Source organism: Antrihabitans spumae, from assembly GCF_043944905.1.
In the GTDB taxonomy this organism is placed as follows: Bacteria; Actinomycetota; Actinomycetes; order Mycobacteriales; family Mycobacteriaceae; genus Antrihabitans; species Antrihabitans spumae.
Map to the genome: position 1 here is coordinate 98,535 of NZ_JBIMSN010000106.1, position 18,601 is coordinate 117,135.

The following is an 18,601-nucleotide window of genomic DNA, read 5'->3' on the forward strand; positions in this document are numbered from 1 at the left end:
CAATGACACAGGCTGAGCACACGGTCGTACCACCGTATGTCGCCGATCGATTCACCGCGGAGTGGGAATCGACGGGTCGGCCACCCGATTTCGACGCCTACCTCCCCGACGCCGAAGCGATCCGTCGTGTCGCACTCATCGACCTGATCAGAATCGATCTCGAACACCGCTGGTTGCATGCACGACTCCCCAAACGGCTCACCGACTATTGCGTCGACTACCCGGAGTTACGTGCCGACAGGTTGCCCGCGACGTTGATCTACGAAGAGGTGCAGCTCCGCCGACGCAGCGGCGACGTTGTGGACGAACTCTCCTACCTGCGTGAATACCCAGCTCAGGCGCGGCAATTGGCGGCCATGCTCGACGCCGCGGAGGACACCCGAACTGTCGCAGCGCGAACCGAGGTCGGCACCGATGCAGTCACGAACGCGGTCCGGGTTCCCGATGCGCTCGAATACGTCGAGGTCGGTCAGCGGGTCGACGAATTCGATCTGCTCACCGGTCTCGGCAGTGGTGCATTCGCACGGGTCTTCCTGGCGAGGCAGCGGTCGATGCAACGGCTCGTCGCGGTCAAGATTTCCGAGGATCACGGCACCGAACCACAGACGCTCGCGCAACTCGACCACGACTACATCGTCCGGGTCTTCGATCAGCGGGTAGTGAGCGACCGCGGTCTCAAATTGCTCTACATGCAATACGTTCCGGGTGGGACGCTGCTCGGCGTACTGCACCGCATCCGACAGACGCCTGCCGAACTTCGTAGTGGCCAACTGCTGCTGGACGTCATCGACAGCGTCCTTGTCGACCGTGGCGAGATCCGCCCCGCCGACTCCACAGCACGCGACGAGCTGGCCACCCTGACCTGGCCCGAGACGGTTGCCTGGCTGGGCCGCCGGCTCGCCGAGGCGCTCGATTACGCGCACAACCACTTGGTGCTGCACCGAGACATCAAGCCCGCCAACGTATTGTTGACCGCGGAGGGTATTCCCAAACTCGCGGACTTCAACATCAGCTACAACCGAAACGTCGACGGTGCGAGCCCGATCGCCTACTTCGGTGGCTCGCTGTCCTACATGTCGCCCGAGCAACTCGAAGCCTGCCATCCCGACAATCCCTCCACCGCAGCAGAATTGGATACCCGCAGTGATATCTACTCGCTCGGCGTCGTCCTCTGGGAACTGCTGACGGGAAGAAAACCGTTTCCCGACAACAGAATCACCGCCGACAACACCCCGGGTCGGTCGATGCCGGGCGACCGGACCACGCTCGACGCGTTGCTCCTCCATCGCCGCTCCGGTGTGTCGAACGAGATGCTCGCCGACCTGCCGGCCAACACCCCCGCGACGCTGCGCCGAGTGCTGTTGCGCTGCCTCGCACCGGAGCGCGACGACCGCTGGGCGACGGGTGCCGAGTTGGCGCAGCAGTTGGATCTGTGTCTGGACGCGCGCGCCCGAGATCTCGTCGATCCCCCACCGGGCAGTTGGCGCTTCAAACTGCGGCCGTGGTCGATTCTCATCATGGAACTCGGCGTGGTCGTACCGAACGCACTCGCCGCGTACCTGAACTACTTCATCGTGAGTGCACTCGTCGCAGGCAAACTCGACGACGCAGCCCAACACCGCTTCGATGTCATCTGGTTGGTCGTGACCGTGGTGTCGTTTCCCATCGGCGCCCTGCTCATCCTCTACATGCGTCGCTATCTCGTTCTCGTCCCGCACGGGCTCAAACACGGCAAGACCTATCCGCCCGACATCCTCGCCCGTGCGCGTAGCGATGCTCTGCTGCTCGGCGACCGCGTCACGGCCATCCTCTTCGGCGTGTGGATCAGCTTCGGTATCGGCTGGGCCGTGACGATGGCGATCGTGATCGGCGATCTGTCACGGCGCGACTACGTCTACTTCTTCGCGTCGCTCGTCGTGTGCGCTGCCATTGCCGTCTCGTACCCGTATTTTCTCGTCGCGTTCTACGCGGTCCGCTGCCTCTACCCGACGTTTCTGCCGCACGGCGAGGTCAGCGGCAAGGACTCGACCGTGATGGTCGGCCTGCACCGCCGGGGCATTCGCTACCTCGCACTTTCGGCAGCGGTCCCGCTGGTGGCGGTGGCAGGTGCGACGTTCGTCCCACTCGACGAAATAGGTTCGGTTATCGTCGCTGTACGCATCCTGTGCATCGGCGGTGTCATTGCGTTCATCGGCGTCTACTGGCTGTTCAGGAAGGTCGACGCCGACCTGAACGCACTGGAAGGCGTCACGTCGAACACCTCGGAACAGATACCTTCACCATGAGCACGGAGCACATCGGCAGTCCGGCAACAGACCCCAGCGTCGTAGACGATTTCGTCACCGCGTGGGAGTCGACCGCTGTGCCGCCGATCCTGGCCGACTTCCTCCCCGACACCGCGGCGATACGCCGGACCGCTCTGCTGGAACTGATCAGCATCGACCTGCGCCATCGGTGGTTGCGGACCGGCCTCGGCAAGCGCCTCGTCACCTACTGCGACGAGTTTCCCGAACTCGAGCGCGCCGATCTGCCTGCCAGCCTGATCTACGAAGAATTCGTGATCCGTAGGCACAGCGGTCAGACCGTCGACCCGCGTGACTACCTGAGCGAATTTCCGGCCCAGGCACAGCGACTCAAACAACTGCTGAACACCGACGAGGACACCAGCACCGTGCTGGCTCGACCGCCCGTGCCCGACGAGCCGACGCAGTACTCGGGTGACCCGACCGAGGTCGCCGACGAGCCGACGCAGTACTCGGGTGACCCGACCGAGGTCGCCGACGAGCCGACGCAGTACTCGGGTGACCCGACCGAGGTCGCCGACGAGCCGACCGCCTACGCCGACGAGGCGACCGCCTACGCCGAAAACACCGCGTACGCCGAAAACACCGCCTACGCAGACGAACCCACAGCCCTCGGTATGGATTCGATGACCTTCGCGGCGGCCACCGAGGATTCGACAAGTACCGCCATGTATCAGGATCCGAGCCTCGCGACCGCCGGTGCGTTCGTCGAACCCGGCGGCATGGAGGATCTCGACACCATCGAGGTCGGGATGAGTATCGACGACTTCGATCTGCTGACGGTGCTCGGCAGCGGCGCCTTCGCCAGGGTGTTCCTTGCGCGACAGCGGTCGATGCAGCGGCTCGTCGCGGTCAAGGTGTCCGCCGATCACGGCACCGAACCGCAGACTCTTGCTCAGTTGGACCACGATTACATCGTTCGCATCTTCGATCAGCGGCTGATCGCCGACCGCAAGTTGAAGCTGCTCTACATGCAGTTCTTGCCTGGCGGCACCCTCCTCGGGGTGTTGCAGTGGGTGCGCGCGACGCCGGAGGCGAACCGTTCAGGTGCACTTCTGCTCGACGCGATCGATGCCGCGATGGAGGAGAAGGGCGAAATCCGGCCGACCGATTCGAGTGTTCGTGCCGAGATCGCCCAGTTGTCGTGGCCCGAGACCGTTGCCTGGTTGGGCCGCAGGCTCGCCGATGCCCTCGACTACGCGGGTGGACGCGGCGTGCTGCACCGCGACGTCAAACCTGCCAACGTGCTGCTGACCGCGGAAGGAGTACCGAAGCTCGCGGACTTCAACATCAGCTTCAGTCGCAATGTCACCGGCGCCAGCCCTGTCGCGTACTTCGGCGGTTCGCTGTCCTACATGTCGCCCGAGCAATTGGCCGCGTGCCATCCCGGCAGGCCGGGCAGTGCCGCCGAACTCGATACGCGCAGCGACATCTATTCCCTCGGTGTCGTGCTGTGGGAACTGCTGACAGGACACAAACCGTTCGGCAACGAGGGTGTACAGGGCGGGGATACAACAACACTCGACCGAATGATCGAACGGCGAAACGACGGCATCGCCGCCGATGCCTTCACTCATCTGCCTGCCGATTGTCCTGCTGCGCTGCGCCGCGTTCTTATGACGTGTTTGGCACCTGTGCGGACGGACCGCTGGTCGACGGGCACCGAGTTGGCTCAGCAACTCGACCTCTGCATGGACGCCCGAGCCCGGGACCTGGTGGATCCGCCGCCGGACAGTTGGCGGCTGCGGCTGCGCAAGTGGGCAATCCCGGTGATCGCGCTGGCGATGGGCATCCCCAACGCTCTCGCGAGCGTGTACAACATCCACCACAACCAGACGTTGATCATCAGCCGCCTCGACGAGGATGCGCAGCTGAAGTTCGGGATCATCACCCAGATCATCAACCTGACGTTCTTCCCGCTCGGCGCAGCGGTGATCATCTACATCTGTCGGTACGTGCTGTCGGTGTCGCGCGGCATGATCGCAGGCAAGACCTACGATCCGAAAATTCTTGCTCGCGCTCGTCGCGATGCGCTGCGCATGGGCGACGTCGTGGTCGCGATTGCCTTCCTGCTCTGGGTGATCGCCGGCATCGCTTTCCCGATCACGCTGCAACTCGTCGCAGGCAACATTCCCGCGGACGCGTACGTGCATTTCATCGGTTCGCTTGTGGTCTGCGGCGCGATCGCGGTTGCCTACCCGTTTTTCCTCGTCAATCTCTACATCGTCCGCAGCATCTACCCGATGTTCCTCACCTACGGCGAGACGAGCAAAGCGGACGCCCGACAACTGCGAAACCTCGACAGGCGCTGCAATCAGTACCTCGCCATCGCCGCGTCGGTTCCGCTGTTGGGTGTGGCAGGCGTGACGTTCATACCGCCGGGCGACATCCCGAGTGTCATATTTGCGGTGCGTGTCCTGTGCGTCGGCGGCATCATTGCGTTCGTGGCGACGTACTGGATCTTCCGATCGCTCGAAGAGGACCTGCGAGCACTGCAGCGGGTCGTCTCCAGCGAGTCCGACCGGTGACCGTCATCGAATGAACCGATTCGATGCCGGCCGTCCGAGCCTGCATGCCGCGGACGCCGTCGGGCGGTTCACCGTGGCATGGGCGACCGCGGCGGCACCACCCGAGCTCGCCGCGTTTCTCCCCGACCCCGACGCCATCCGCATCGGCACGTTGCTGGAACTGATCCGCATCGACCTGCGACAACGATCGCTCCGAGGTGCCGAACCGAAGCACCTAGCCGACTACCGCGCCGAGTTCCCCGAACTCACCGCGGACCTCGTACCTCTGACGACCGTGCACGAGGACTTCGTGATTCGGCAGCGTCGCGGCGAGAACGTCGACCCTGAGCAGTATCTGCTCGAGTACCCGGCGCACGCCGAACAACTACGTGGTCTGCTGACCGTCGACGACGAGACGGCGTATTCGACGGCGGACGTCACCAACGTCGCCGACCGGACCGCAACGCACCGGTCGGGCAGTACGACGGTGGCACGGCCCGGACCGTTCGAACCGCTCGAAGAGTTGGCGGTCGGGCAGCGGGTCGACGAGTTCGACCTGCTGACCAGCCTGGGCAGCGGCGCCTTTGCACGGGTATTTCTTGCACGGCAACGATCGATGCAGCGGTTGGTCGCCGTGAAGATCTCGGAAGACCGCGGTACCGAACCACAGACGCTCGCGCAGTTGGATCACGACTACATCGTGCGGGTATTCGACCAACGCCTGGTGCCGGAGCGCGAACTGCGGCTGCTCTACATGCAGTACCTGCCGGGCGGAACGCTCCTGAACGTGCTGCGCAACGTTCGCCGAACGACGTGGGAACCGAGCCGGAGCGGTCAATTTCTGCTCGATGCGATCGACGAATCGATGGAGTCGCGGGGTGAGATCCGGCTGACCGATTCGAGTATCCGCACGGAGCTTGCGGCATTGTCGTGGCCGGAGACGATCGCCTGGCTCGGCCGACGACTTGCCGACGCTCTCGACTACGCGGACCGCCACGACGTCCTGCATCGAGACGTGAAGCCCGCCAACGTCCTGCTCACGGCCGAGGGTGTTCCCAAGCTTGCGGATTTCAACATCAGCTTCAGCGGAAAGGTGGCAGGTGCAAGCCCGGTCGCCTACTTCGGTGGATCGCTGTCGTACATGTCGCCCGAACAGCTGGAGGCATGCCATCCCGGTCGGCCCCGTACCGCGGCCGAACTGGACACCCGAAGTGACATCTTTTCCCTCGGCGTCGTGTTGTGGGAGTTGCTCACGGGCCGAAAACCGTTCCCCGACAATCGCATCACAGGTTCGGACGAACTGACCGCGGGCGACAACAGAACGCTCGACGCCCTGCTCGACGATCGCCTCGCCGGGGTGAGTGCCGACGCTCTCGACGATTTGCCGCCCGACACTCCGTCGACCCTGCGTCGGGTGTTGCTCACCTGCTTGGCGCCCGACCCGAACGATCGGTGGCAGTCGGGCGGGGAATTGGCGCAACAGTTCGATCTTGCCCTCGATCATCGTGCTCGCGATTTAGTCGATCCGCCCGAGCGCAGCTGGCGGCTGCGGCTGCGCAAGTGGCTGGTGCCGATCGTCGCGTTGTGCGTCGTCATCCCGAACGGCATTGCCAGCCTGTACAACATTCAGCAGAACCAGATGCTGATCTTCAGTCGCCTGTCCGAGCGCGCGCAGCAGCGCACCGAGTTGCTTGCGTTGCTGGTCAACACCATCGGATTCGGACTCGGGTTGCTGCTGATCGTCTACCTGTCCAGACGCTTGCTGACCGTCCCAGGCGGCCTGCGTAAAGGTCGCACCTACAGCGCTGACACCCTAGCCAAAGCCCGGGGCGATGCGCTGCTGCTCAGTCGTCGCATCGTCGCCGTCGTGTTCGGTCTGTGGATGCTGTCGGGTGTCAGTTGGCCGTTCGGACTCGCCTCCGCGGAGGCGACCATTCCGGTGAGCGCGTACGTGCATTTCATCGCCGCGCAGGTTGTGTGTGCGGCCATTGCGGTCGCCTATCCGTTCTTCTTGCTCACGTTCTATTCGGTCCGCTGCATCTATCCGATATTTCTGCCCTACAGCGATATCGACCAGCGCGACGCTGCCCTACTGCGCAGGCTGCGGAGCAGGAACAGCTTCTACCTCGCGCTTGCGGCGTCGGTCCCGTTGCTAGCGGTCGCAACTGTGACGTTCCTCGACGTGCGCGACATACCGTCGGTCTTCGTCGCGGTGCGCATACTGTGCGTCGGCGCACTCGTCGCATTTGCGGTGTCGTACTGGCTGTTCCGGCTTATCGACACCGATCTCGAATCGCTCGAACGGGTTGTCGCGAACAGTTAGAGGTCGCCGTCGTCGGAGTAGACCTTCGGATCCAGCGTGCCGATGTAAGGCAGGTCGCGGTAGCGCTCGGCGTAGTCGAGGCCGTAGCCGACGACGAATTCGTTGGGGATGTCGAAGCCGATCAACGCAACGTTGACGTCGGTCTTGACCGCGTCGGGTTTACGCAGCAGCGTGACGACCTCGAGCGAGCCCGGATTTCGGCTGGAGAGGTTGCGGATCAGCCAGGACAGCGTCAGCCCCGAGTCGATGATGTCTTCGACGATCAGCACGTTGCGCCCGGCGATGTCTTTGTCGAGGTCCTTGAGGATCCGAACAACGCCCGACGACGACGTCGACGACCCGTAGGAGCTGACCGCCATAAATTCCATCTGCGTAGGAATCGGCAGCGCGCGGGACAGGTCGGTCATGAAGAAAATTGCGCCTTTGAGAACACCGACGAGAAGTAGGTCGCCCTGCGGCGAACCGACCGGATAGCGCTCGGCTATCTCTGCCGCCAATGACTTGACGCGTTCTTGGATCTGATCCTCGGTGAGTAGAACCGATGCGATGTCGCCCTCGTACACGCCGTGGACCCCTTCATCTGTTGTCGAAACCCAGGGTCAGCCTGCCATGTTCGCGGGTGCACACCAACCTGGCTCCCGCCGAACCCCCGCCGACCGCGACTCCGCCCTGCCCTCGCCACGCGACAACCAGGTCGTCGATTGCGCGTAAGTGCTTGTCGGTCAACGATTTTGCTCCACCGCCGAGTAGCCACGCACGGATCACCCTGCGACGAAGGGCAGCGGGTTCACCGACGAGAGCGTCGACGATCAGGTCGCCGTCGACGCGAACCCTGGTCAGAATCGCTTCCGCCGCAGCATCGAGAACGGCACCGTCTTCGCGCAGTTGTTCGGCAGTACGAGCCAGTGCCGGCGCGACCGCGCCGCCGAGCACATCTTCGAGCAGCGGAAGAACTTCGGTCCGCAGCCGGACTCGGGTGAAGTCGGGCTCGCTGTTGTGCGGATCTTCGTACGGTTCGAGACCGAGGTCGACGCAAGCCTGCCGCGTAGTCGCTCGACGAACATCGAGAAGCGGCCGCCCCCACGGCGGATCGAAGGCGCGCATACCCCAGATCGACCTGCCACCCGAGCCACGTGCCAGACCGAGCAACACCGTCTCCGCCTGATCGTCGAGTGTGTGCCCGAGCAGCACGGGAGCGCTGCCACGTGCGGTTTCCAGCGCGTGGTAGCGCGCGGTTCGCGCCGCGGCTTCGATACCGCCGACGGTCCCCACCGTCACTGCGACGACCTCGGCGGTCGCACAACCCAACGCGCGCGCCCGGGTGGCCGCGGTCTGTGCCACCGCGCCCGAACCCTGCTGCAGCCGATGATCGACCACGATCGCACGGACACGATCCGTCTCGGCCACAGCTGCCGCGGTCAGCGCGAGCGAATCAGCGCCCCCTGAGAGCGCGATCGCAACGTCGTCGTAGGGATGAGCGTCGAGCCAACGTCGTACGGCCTGCCGGAGCAGCAACAGCGCAGGCGTTTCGGGAAGCATCGCCAGCGTCAGCCCAAGACCCTGGCGATCCACTTGTCGGGCGCTTCGATTTCCGTTGTCAGCGGCAAGGTATCCGGTCCGGTCCAAATGGCGTTGAACTGGTCCATCCCGACCTGACCGACCACGGCATCGACGAATTTCTTGCCCCGGACGTACTGCTCCATCTTCGCGTCCATGCCGAGCAGCGCCCTGATCAAGCGCTGCACCGGGTTGGCGGAGCGTTTGCGCCGGTTGTCGAATGCGCGTCGAATTTGCTCGACCGACGGCACCACAGCGGGTCCGACGGCATCCATCACGTGATCGGCATGGCCTTCGAGCAACGTCCCCAGCATCAGCAAGCGGTCGAGCGCCTCCCGCTGCGGCGGTGCCTGGGTGGCGCGAAGCAGACCGACGACGCCACGCTGTTCGGCGGGCCCGTCACCGTTGTTCGCTCGCTTCCGTTCGCGCAGCGCTTCACCGAGCCTGCCGACCAACTCGGACACGGATTCGTCGCCGACCTCGCCGAGCACCGCGACCGACTGCTGCATGTAATCGGTCAACCACGGCGACGACGAGAACTGCACGCGGTGGGTTACCTCGTGCAGGCATACCCACAACCTGAAATCGGTCGGCGAGACCTTCAGCGCGCGCTCGACCATCACGATGTTCGGCGCGACGAGCAACAGCGTGCCGTCCGGGCCGGTGAACGGGTCGTACTGACCGAGAATCGCCGACGACAGGAACGCGAGCATCGCACCGGCCTGGACGCCGGCAGGCTTGCCTGCGAGCAGTCCCTTGTCGGCATCGTCGTCACCTAGACCTGTGCCGGTCATCTGCTCCATGGAATATGCGGCGGCCCGGACCCACCCTGCGCGGTCGACCACCTGCGCGGCAGGGATCGGCAGCCCATCGGCGAGCCGGGTGACCTCACGAACCGGACCTTCGGCGCGTATCGACGCCTCCGACAGTTCGGTTACCGCTGCTTCCGCCGTGTACCGCGACACCTTGGGTCCGCGCGGCGACAACCGGACGCCCGTCTTCGCAGCGAGTTCCCAGTCGACCGCACCGGCGAAGCTGTTGGTCTTCTTCTCGGTCGCAGTGTCCGACTCGGCATCTGCATCTTCGGCGGTCTCGGTCTTGTTCTCGGTCGTCTTGTTCTCTGTCACTGACATCCACACCCTTGCAACGTGGCGGCGACCGCATCGAGTGCGGGCCTGCTCGCCTCCGGGGGTCGTCCGTTCGACATCAACGCGAACGTCAGCACTCGTCCACTCGAATCCACGACATATCCGACCAACGCGCTCGCGTCCGATAAAGTGCCCGTCTTCGCGCGGACCCAGCCCGCCCCCGCCCGATCACCGGCGCCGTAGCGGTCCGACAGGGTGCCCGTCGCACCCGCGACAGGCAGGTAGTCGAGCATCGGCCGCAACTCGGGCTTGGCCTCACCTGCCGCCGCCGTCATGATCGCGTCGAGCACTCGGGCAGGCACCCGATCGTCGACCGAGAGTCCGCTGAGGTCGTGCAATGTGACGCCGCCGAGGTCGAATTCGGCGTCGGTCAGGGTGTCGAGCACCGCTGTGACCGCTCCGTCGAACGACGCGTCGCCTTTTTCTTCGATTGCTATCTCGCGTCCGATCGCCTCGGCGAGGACGTTGTCGGAGCGTCCCATCATCTGGCCGAGCCGATCACGCAGCGGAGCCGACTGCACGCTCGCCACCGGTGCTGCGCCCTCCGACGCCTCACCGGGCCGAACCTTCGCGGGATCGAGGCCGAGTTCGACGGCGAGCAGCCTGCCTGCGTCCAACGCCGGTGTCGCCGTGCGCGGTGATTCGTCTTCGAGTGGTTTGAGTCGACCGCCGTCGATCATCACCGGTTCCATCGGCGCGATGTAGCCGCCGCCGATGTCGTTCGGGAACCAGCCTTTCGCAAGGGTCGGTCCGCTGTAGGCGCGGGTGTCGACGAGAATTGTGTCTACCTCCGCGCCGCTTCGTTTGATCTGCTCGACGAGATCCTGCAGCCGCGGCGCCCCGGCATAGATGCTCGGTTCGCCAACGGCCTGTGCGGTGAGCGTGGGATCGCCGCCACCGACAAGAACCAATTCGTTGGGCTGAGGACCTGCGACAACAGTGGTGCTCACCCGATGATCGGGCGGCAGTGCCAGCATCGCGGCGGCTGCGGTGAGAACTTTCGTCGTCGACGCCGGCGTCATCGGTCGATCCGGCTCGGTGTTCCACAGCACTGCCCCCGACTCGGCGTCGGTGACGGATCCGGAGAAAGTGCCCAGGTCAGAATTACCGAGCGCAGGCGTCAAGGCCGCGGACAACCCTGCCGACGACGGGATCGGGGCCGAATCCGGAACGGGAACGACCTGCGGTGCAAGCACGATGGGAGGCGGTTCGGTAGCTACGGTCAGTTTCCTACCGGATGCACCGGAATCCCACGGCGCAGCGACGACCAGCACTGCCGAACCGGCAGCTAGCAGCAGCACGACTACGGTGACTGCGAGTGTTCTGGTGTGGCGTCGACGTCGAGCGGCCAATGCGCCGATGTTCTTTTTGCCCTGGCCGACCAAGCTTTCCTCCACTCCTGTGTGAGCCAACACTATCCTTGACGCGCTAGCCTTCCCGAAGCGAATTGCCGAGACACAAGAAGAAGAGAGGCATGGCGTGGAGTTCGACGTCACCATCGAGATCCCCAAGGGGCAGCGCAACAAGTACGAGATCGACCACGAGACCGGACGGGTTCGGCTCGACCGCTACCTGTACACGTCGATGGTCTATCCGGCCGACTACGGCTTCATCGACAACACCTTGGGCGAGGACGGCGATCCGCTGGACGTGCTGGTGCTGCTCCCCGAGTCCGTGTTTCCCGGTGTCCTGATCAACGTTCGCCCGGTCGCGATGTACCGGATGACCGACGAGAAGGGTGGCGACGACAAGGTCCTCGCAGTTCCGGCAGGCGACTACCGCTGGGATCACATCCAGGAACTCGAGGACGTCCCGTCCTACGAACTCGATGCGATCAAGCACTTCTTCGAGCGGTACAAGGACCTCGAGCCTGGCAAGTTCGTCAAGGGCTCGGAATGGGTCGGGCGTACCGAAGCCGAAGCCGAGGTCGTAGCGTCGATCCAACGGCTGAAGGACCACGGACACTAGCTCCCACCGCCACTGGTTTTATTGCAGTGCCCCGATGATTGCTCCCATCGCCGGGTAGGCGACGGCGAAGTAGCCCGCGTCGATGGCGAACAGGGTGAGGCTGCGGCGCTCGAAGAGATAGACGACTCCGAGCGCGCAGCCGACCCAACCGATGCCCGCGGCCGCACCCGCCGCGGCCCCGAACACCACGCCTTCAGTACCGATGAACGGTGCGAGTGTCGCGGCCATCACCAACGAAAGTGCCGCGGCACCAACAAAAATGCGCGGAGCGCCCGTGGCTAGTTGGGTGTCGCTCACGTCGGCAGCACGCTGCCACGGCGCCGCGAAGAGCGCCGAATACCACACGCCGCCGATGACGAACGTCGACGCAGCAGCAAGCACGATTGCCAGCAGATTCACTTCGCTCATGGTCGGCAAGGTAGCCGTCGGAGACGTTGTTCGAATTGTAGAAAATTTACCCGAGGTCGCCGATCGGTACGAACGACGCGTAGTCACGCCCGAGCCGACCGACGATGTCGAGATAGCGCGCCGGTGTGAAGCCGGTGAAGCGTTTGAACGTCGCGATGAAGTGCGACTGGTCGTAGTACGACGACGATGCGACGAGCTCGGTCCAGGTCGGGGTCCGGCCGTCCAGCGGTAGCGCGTTCAGAAACTGGTGCAGCCGAACAACATCGGCGTACGCCTTCGGTGCGATACCGCAGTACCGCCGAAAGAGTTCGATCAGCGTTCGATGCGCAATTCCGAAGTCCGTTGCCAGACTTGCGATATCGAGATCGGAGTCCGCATCGATCCGACGGCAGGCTGCAACGACGCGAGGATCCGGTTTCGAGCGAGGCAGCTCGAGGACGAACTGCTCCAAGCGATCGCACGCGTCCTCCGCGGTGCATCCGGCAAGGTGTTCGCGCAACTCGTCGCTGCCTGGGAGCACGTCGCCGCTTGCGCGAACCGTGGTCGTCAGCTCCGCGACGGGCACTGCGCTGAAAGCGCGAATCCCGTACGGCTCCAACTCGATTCCAACGTGGTGCAACTCGTCAGGATCCTCGATCACGACGTAGCGCGGATGAATGCCCGAGACGAAACCTGCGGCCAATTCGGTGTGCCGATCACCGTCGGGGCCGACGATCCAGTACGGGTCGGAGAGATTGACGATGAAGTGCACGAACGGCAGCGGGAGGATCTTTTCGTAGCGCGCAGGCCGCGGACCGTGCAGGAACCACAGCTTGCGCACGTACGGCGCAAGCAGTGGTGCCGGCGGACGCTCGAAGTACTGCACTCGAGCACAGTAGCGGTCAGGCCTTGTCGGCTTCGCGCTCTTCCTTCGCGGCCTGCGCCGCAGCCGCGATACCGCCCGCCGTTCGCAGTGGCACTTCTTTCCAGAAGAACACCATGACAAGCGCTATCAACGCGAGACCCGTCGCCGACAGGAACACCGTCGACATAGATTCGGCGAACCCGACTTTGAACGGCCGCGCCAACTCCGGGCTCAGCTGCTGGATGATCGAACTGTCCTGCAGCACACCGGCAGCGGCGGACACATCTTGATTCACCAGCCCCTTCGACAATTGAGCATCGACAGGATTGCTGCTTTGCACCCCGTCGGCAAGGGCCTGCTGGAAGGTGGGATCCTTTGCGGCGGCTTGCAATTCGCTCGAGATGTTCGGAGTCACCTGCGCGAACAGAATCGAGAGGAAGATCGCGACACCCATGGTTCCGCCGATCTGACGGAAGAACGTGGCCGCGGCCGTGGAGACTCCCATGTCCTTGGGAGGCAATGCATTCTGCAGTGCGAGCGTCATCGGCTGCATCAGGTTGCCGAGCCCGAAACCGGTGATCGCCATGTAGATCATGGCGAGCCACAGCGGGGAATCGGCATCGATGAAGTGCAGTAGGAACAGCCCCGTGGTCAGCAGCGTCGCACCGATGATCGGGAACGCGCGATAACGTCCGGTCCGCGAGATCATTTGACCCGAAACAATGGACCCGACCATCAGTCCGAGGACCAACGGCAGCATCTGCAGGCCTGCGTCGGTCGGGCTTGCTCCGCGTACCACCTGCAGGTACTGCGGGATCAACGTGATTCCGCCGAACATCGCGGCACCGACGACCACGGAGATGACGACACCCATTGCGAAGGTCGAGTTCTTGAACATCCGCAACGGGATGAGTGCAGCGTCTTTCAGCCGTGATTCGACGAAGACGAAACCGACGACGCCCACAACGCCGACGACGTAACACAGGATCGCTCGGCCGCTGCCCCAACCCCACACGCGTCCCTGCTCGGCGATGATGAGCAACGGAACGATGCCGACCGCGAGCACGAATGCACCCCACCAATCGACGCGCACGGTTGGCTTACGGACCATCGGCAGATGCAGCACCCGGAAGACGACCGCGAGTGCGAACAATCCGATCGGCACGTTGACGAGGAACACCCAGCGCCAGCCGCTCACGCCCAGAATGCTTTCCTGCCCTGCGAAGAGGCCACCGAGCACCGGGCCGATGACGCTGGACGTACCGAACACCGCGAGGAAGTAGCCCTGGTACTTCGCGCGCTCACGAGGGCTGACGATGTCGCCGAGGATGGTCAAGGCAAGCGACATCAGACCGCCTGCGCCGAGACCCTGGAACGCGCGGAATGCCGCGAGCATGTACATCGATTGCGCGATCGTGCAGAGCAGCGAGCCGACGACGAAGATCGTGATCGCGAGCATGAAGAACGGCTTGCGCCCGTACATGTCGGACAACTTGCCGTACAGCGGCGTCGCGAGCGTCGCCGTGATCAGATACGCGGTCGTGACCCAGGCTTGCAGCGAGTACCCGTCGAGGTCGTCGGCGATGGTGCGGATAGCGGTCGCGACGATGGTCTGATCGAGTGCGGCGAGCAGCATGCCGAGCATGAGCCCGCTCATGATCACGAGAATCTCGCGGTGGGTGAAGCCTGCCTCGTTGGCCTCGGTGTTCTTGTCGGCCGGGTTCTTGTCGGCCGGGTTCTTGTCAGCCGGGTTCTTGTCAGCCTTGGCAGATGTCGTCACGCCTGGTCCTCTCTCGTCGTCACGTTCGCTGCGTGCACCTTGTTGGCCGCGTGCATGGCAGCGAGCATCTCCGGACGCCTTTGCTCGTAGCCGTCGACGAACAGCGCGAGCAACCGGCGAAATTCTCGTCGGTCGCTGTCCGGCCAATCGGCTAGTACCCGGCTGAGGTTGTCGTTGCGACGGCGTCGCATCTGTTGGGCAAGTTCGTGACCGACCGTGGTGACTGCAAGCACGCTTGCCCTGCCGTCCGCGGGATCGGCAAGCCTCTCGACGAACCCTCGTTCGACGAGATGCGCAACCTGCCTGCTGACCGTCGAGGGATCGGAGAACAAAGCTTCCGCCAGCGCTCCCGAGCGCATCGGTCCGTCCGCGATGAGGCGGAACAGACAGGTGAACGCTGCCGGATCGATCTCGCCTTTCGACAGCGCCGCGATCTGCGCAACCGTTCGATCCCTGATGCGTTGCAGACGGATCAGTTCGCTACCGATCGCGTCGACAAGCTCACCCTGCCCACTATCGTCAGTCATCTTGCTTGCAACTCTCAACTAGTTGTACAAAGCAAGTATGTAGCGGTTATCGCAGGTGGGGCAACATATTTACCGAGCTTTACCGACCCTTGAAGTTCGCTTCGCGCTTCTGCGCGATGGCCGTGATCGCCTCGGTCAGGTCTTCCGACGGCAGGAAAGCCGCGTTCCAGGCGGCGACATATCGCAGTCCTGCCGCGACGACATCGACCCTTTCCTGGGCGAGAACATCCTTGATGCCGTGCACGACCAGCGGCGGATTCGCGGCGATCTCGCGAGCCGTCGCGTGCGCGGCGGCCAACGCGGCCTCGGCGTCGTCGTAGACGTCGTTGACGAGTCCGATCTTCTCGGCGCGCGCTGCGTCGATGTCCTTGCCGGTGAACGCCAGTTCGCGCAGGTGACCGTCACCGATGATCGCCGGTAGCCGGTTCAGCGAACCGATGTCGGCGACGATCGCGACCTTCGCCTCACGGATGCTGAACTTCGCGTCGGCACTGGCATAGCGAATGTCGACCGCAGCGATCAGGTCGACACCGCCGCCGATGCACCAGCCCTGAACAGCGGCGATGACCGGCTTGCGGCAATCGGCAACTGCTGTCACCGAGGCTTGCAGGCCTTTGAGGTGATTGTGGAAGTCGGTGCGCGGCGCGGCGAGTGCACGGTCGGCGAGCAGCGGACCGAACAGCGGCGACATGGCGGGAAGGTCGAGCCCGAACGAGAAGTGCTTCCCCGATGCGGCCAGCACAACCGCTCGGACCTGCGGATCTGCATCCAATTGGCCGAAAATCTGCGGGAGTTCAGCCCAGAAATCGGGGCCCATCGCGTTGCCTTTACCCGGCCCCGTCAACGTCACCTGAGCGACATTGTCGGTGATCTCGACGGTGAAAGCCTTCCAGTCAGTCATGCCGGTCAGCCTAGCGAGTGCGACGTCACACTGTTACGCCGCGTTAAGACTCTGTCAATTGGGTACTCAAGTGTAGAAAAACCGACGAGAGGACGCGGATGATCAAATTTCGCCAGCGAAAATGACCTCGCCTCCGAAAGGTTCCGGGATGTTGATGCACCAAGGTCTCGGCCTTGACCGATTCAACGCGATACCGCGCGAACGCGCGATCCACGCGTTGTTCGAATGCTGCTGTTGCGTCACCTGGGCGCGCAAGGTGGCCGACGCGAGGCCGTACGACACTCACGACGACTTGCTCACGAAGTGCGACATCGAACTACTCGCGTTTTCTCAGGCTGATCTGGATCGCGTTTTCGAGTCCTGTGTCCACTGCGAAACCTCCGACAACTCCGTCGAAGAACTCTCTCGGGTCACTCGTGCACGAATCTCTCGCATGCTTGGACCCGTCGGCGGCTATCCGGAATATTAGTCTTGAGGACATGCGGAAGCTGCTGCACCCGAATGCTTCACACGTCGCCGATATTCTGATCTCGCGTGGGCACCACGGCGTCATCGTCACGCGCGAGGAAGAAACACGAACAGCTGCTCAAGCAGCGACCGCACTTGGTATCGACGTCGGCGCGATCGCCAAGTCGCTGGTGTTTCTCCTCGACGACGATCCCATCCTGATACTCGTCTCGGGCGCTCACAACGTGAACCTGAAGAACACGGGTGAGCGCCTCGAAGGCGAGTTGACGCGGGCTTCGGCCGACGTCGTCAAACATGCGACCGGTCAGCCGATCGGCGGGGTGGCCCCTGTCGGGCATCCGACGAATCTGCCGACCTACCTCGACAATGCGCTGGCCAAGTTCCCCGAACTATGGGCTGCGGGTGGGCATCCGAACACGTTGTTCCGTTCGTCGTTCGCCGAGTTGCTACGAGTCACGGCAGGGTTGGCGATAGACGTCGACTAGCCTTTCGCTCGAGGGTTTCGTAACCCGTTTCGCCCCTGCGACCTGCTGATAATCTCGACGGATCATGGCGACAAGGGTCTGGCGGCGACTGCACGTAGACTTGTGCCGTACTTCAACGAGTATCTGTTCGTAGTCGTATCTACTCACGACCGAATATCACATCTCGCGCCCACGCCGGGCGGTCCGGAGTTACTGCTGTGTCCGAGCAAGCACATTCTCACGACGTGACCGAATTCTCTGTCCCCGACGACGCCAGTGGCATCACCAGCGATCAGTATCGATCGGCGATGCGGCACTTTCCTGCCGGCGTCACCATCATCACGCTCGATTCCGAGGCAGGCCCTGTCGGCTTCACCGCAACATCTTTCGCGTCGATCTCACTCGATCCGCCGCTCGTCTCGTTCAATATCGCGCACACGTCGTCGAGCATTCGAGCACTACATGCAGCGGACTCACTGGTGATCCACTTCCTCGGCGAACATCAGCAACATCTGGCGCAACGCTTTGCGAGGTCGGCGGATCAGCGCTTCGCCGACCGGTCGCTGTGGACGAAGCTGGACACACACGAGCCGGTGCTACACGGCACACCGCTGTGGTTGCGGGTCGTTGTCGATCAGCTGATTCCGATCGGCGATCACACCCTGGTCATCGGGTTGGTCACACGCGTCCACGACGAGACTGGCGACGAGCCGGCAGCGGCGCCGTTGCTCTATCACAACGGTCGCTACTACCGGCCGACTCCACTCGACGGCTAGGCGGCTCCGCCGCTCGTGAGTCCTTTCGGAGGTTGGGCCCTCCAAAAGGACTCACGAGGCGCGAAGCGCCCTGAGCACATCCGAGTTCACATCGGCACCGACTGCAACGCCACGCTGTCCAAGGCCCGGAACCACCTGCTGCACAATCAAATCCAACGAGCCAGGCAATTCGAGCGGGCGGATTGTGACACCGTCGGCGACCTCGGCGGTCCGGATGTCAGCGATCAATCCGACCAAGCCGGACGGCGTCCCGATGTAGGAGATCGAGTCGTTCCGACGACGGGTCAGCGGATCGGACTCGACCTCGGCGAGCCGACCCCGCGCGACCGCAGCGGTTGCGGCAACGATGGTTTCGATGTCGAGTAACACCGTGACCGATTCAGGGTCCCGGCCGCTGCCGATGAGGTCGGCACGAATGCCTTGCCGAATCCGCTGCGCCTCACGAAGGTCGGTCGCGGTGATGCGAACGACGGTCGGGGGGACCGCAACGAGATCCAGCGGCCCAGACGATCCGTGCGGGTTGGTCAGTTCGATCCAGTAATCAGCATGCGCTGGGCGACTTCTCAGTTCGAGCGCAACACGAAACGGACGGGTTGGAGCAAGGACAACCGACGATGACATGGGTAC

General features: G+C 63.6%; 18 protein-coding genes. 8 read left to right on the forward strand and 10 right to left on the reverse strand.

Features of this window, described 5'->3' with window-relative positions; all coding sequences use genetic code 11:
* The first annotated feature begins 2 nt into the window (after positions 1-2).
* Genes ACHIRB_RS22555 through ACHIRB_RS22565 form a run of 3 tightly spaced genes read left to right on the forward strand, consistent with a single transcriptional unit; the run spans position 3 to position 7,133 of the window.
* Complete coding sequence (locus ACHIRB_RS22555) at positions 3-2,285, forward strand: serine/threonine-protein kinase (RefSeq protein ID WP_395123469.1); 2,283 nt, start codon at positions 3-5, stop codon at positions 2,283-2,285.
* On the forward strand, positions 2,282-4,831 hold the full coding sequence (locus tag ACHIRB_RS22560; RefSeq protein WP_395123468.1) for a serine/threonine-protein kinase: 2,550 nt from the start codon (positions 2,282-2,284) through the stop codon (positions 4,829-4,831). The genes ACHIRB_RS22555 and ACHIRB_RS22560 overlap by 4 nt, the downstream gene beginning before the upstream one ends.
* Before the next feature lie 10 nt (positions 4,832-4,841).
* Positions 4,842-7,133 carry a serine/threonine-protein kinase gene (locus ACHIRB_RS22565; RefSeq protein WP_395115147.1) on the forward strand — a complete coding sequence of 764 codons (2,292 nt, stop codon included), beginning with the start codon at positions 4,842-4,844 and terminating at the stop codon, positions 7,131-7,133.
* Here the strand turns inward: ACHIRB_RS22565 and hpt are convergent.
* From hpt to dacB, 4 genes are read right to left on the reverse strand one after another with little or no spacing between them, the layout of a single operon-like run.
* Entirely contained in the window at positions 7,130-7,696 is a 567-nt protein-coding gene (gene hpt, locus ACHIRB_RS22570) for a hypoxanthine phosphoribosyltransferase (protein WP_395115148.1), read from the reverse strand. The genes ACHIRB_RS22565 and hpt overlap by 4 nt on opposite strands.
* Positions 7,697-7,709: 13 nt before the next feature.
* Complete coding sequence (tilS, locus tag ACHIRB_RS22575) at positions 7,710-8,672, reverse strand: tRNA lysidine(34) synthetase TilS (RefSeq protein ID WP_395123529.1); 963 nt, start codon at positions 8,670-8,672, stop codon at positions 7,710-7,712.
* A gap of 8 nt (positions 8,673-8,680) precedes the next feature.
* Entirely contained in the window at positions 8,681-9,823 is a 1,143-nt protein-coding gene (locus ACHIRB_RS22580) for a zinc-dependent metalloprotease (protein WP_395123467.1), read from the reverse strand.
* Positions 9,814-11,199, reverse strand: a complete 1,386-nt coding sequence (gene dacB, locus ACHIRB_RS22585) for a D-alanyl-D-alanine carboxypeptidase/D-alanyl-D-alanine endopeptidase (RefSeq protein WP_395123528.1) — start codon at positions 11,197-11,199, stop codon at positions 9,814-9,816. The genes ACHIRB_RS22580 and dacB overlap by 10 nt, the downstream gene beginning before the upstream one ends.
* Before the next feature lie 118 nt (positions 11,200-11,317).
* Between dacB and ACHIRB_RS22590 the strand changes: the two genes are divergently transcribed.
* Positions 11,318-11,806: an inorganic diphosphatase gene (locus tag ACHIRB_RS22590; protein ID WP_395115151.1), complete on the forward strand. Its 489-nt coding sequence runs from the start codon at positions 11,318-11,320 to the stop codon at positions 11,804-11,806.
* An 18-nt stretch (positions 11,807-11,824) separates the two neighbouring features.
* On the opposite strand, the gene ACHIRB_RS22595 is transcribed toward ACHIRB_RS22590, so the two are convergent.
* From ACHIRB_RS22595 to ACHIRB_RS22615, 5 genes are all read right to left on the reverse strand, one after another.
* On the reverse strand, positions 11,825-12,214 hold the full coding sequence (locus ACHIRB_RS22595) for a DUF1761 domain-containing protein (protein ID WP_395115152.1): 390 nt from the start codon (positions 12,212-12,214) through the stop codon (positions 11,825-11,827).
* Between the two features lie 46 nt (positions 12,215-12,260).
* Entirely contained in the window at positions 12,261-13,079 is an 819-nt protein-coding gene (locus ACHIRB_RS22600; RefSeq protein WP_395115153.1) for a DUF6597 domain-containing transcriptional factor, read from the reverse strand.
* Between the two features lie 16 nt (positions 13,080-13,095).
* Positions 13,096-14,838 (reverse strand): MDR family MFS transporter, encoded by a 1,743-nt coding sequence (locus ACHIRB_RS22605; protein ID WP_395123466.1) that lies wholly within the window; start codon positions 14,836-14,838, stop codon positions 13,096-13,098.
* Entirely contained in the window at positions 14,835-15,365 is a 531-nt protein-coding gene (locus ACHIRB_RS22610; protein WP_395123465.1) for a MarR family winged helix-turn-helix transcriptional regulator, read from the reverse strand. The genes ACHIRB_RS22605 and ACHIRB_RS22610 overlap by 4 nt, the downstream gene beginning before the upstream one ends.
* A gap of 79 nt (positions 15,366-15,444) precedes the next feature.
* Positions 15,445-16,266 (reverse strand): crotonase/enoyl-CoA hydratase family protein, encoded by an 822-nt coding sequence (locus tag ACHIRB_RS22615; protein ID WP_395115156.1) that lies wholly within the window; start codon positions 16,264-16,266, stop codon positions 15,445-15,447.
* 148 nt (positions 16,267-16,414) lie between these two features.
* On the opposite strand from ACHIRB_RS22615, the gene ACHIRB_RS22620 reads away from it, so the two are divergent.
* The 4 genes from ACHIRB_RS22620 to ACHIRB_RS22635 all read left to right on the forward strand — a co-directional run bounded on the left by ACHIRB_RS22620 (position 16,415) and on the right by ACHIRB_RS22635 (position 17,974).
* On the forward strand, positions 16,415-16,735 hold the full coding sequence (locus ACHIRB_RS22620) for a 2-oxo-4-hydroxy-4-carboxy-5-ureidoimidazoline decarboxylase (RefSeq protein WP_395115157.1): 321 nt from the start codon (positions 16,415-16,417) through the stop codon (positions 16,733-16,735).
* A 10-nt stretch (positions 16,736-16,745) separates the two neighbouring features.
* Positions 16,746-17,219 (forward strand): YbaK/EbsC family protein, encoded by a 474-nt coding sequence (locus tag ACHIRB_RS22625; protein ID WP_199704918.1) that lies wholly within the window; start codon positions 16,746-16,748, stop codon positions 17,217-17,219.
* 64 nt (positions 17,220-17,283) lie between these two features.
* Positions 17,284-17,352 carry a putative leader peptide gene (locus tag ACHIRB_RS22630; protein ID WP_395115271.1) on the forward strand — a complete coding sequence of 23 codons (69 nt, stop codon included), beginning with the start codon at positions 17,284-17,286 and terminating at the stop codon, positions 17,350-17,352.
* A 154-nt stretch (positions 17,353-17,506) separates the two neighbouring features.
* Positions 17,507-17,974, forward strand: coding sequence for a flavin reductase family protein (locus ACHIRB_RS22635; protein ID WP_395115272.1), 468 nt, complete (start codon positions 17,507-17,509; stop codon positions 17,972-17,974).
* Positions 17,975-18,025: 51 nt separating this feature from the next.
* Here ACHIRB_RS22635 and ACHIRB_RS22640 read toward each other — a convergent pair whose 3' ends face one another.
* Positions 18,026-18,595 (reverse strand): hypothetical protein, encoded by a 570-nt coding sequence (locus tag ACHIRB_RS22640; protein WP_395115158.1) that lies wholly within the window; start codon positions 18,593-18,595, stop codon positions 18,026-18,028.
* Between the last annotated feature and the right edge of the window lie 6 nt (positions 18,596-18,601).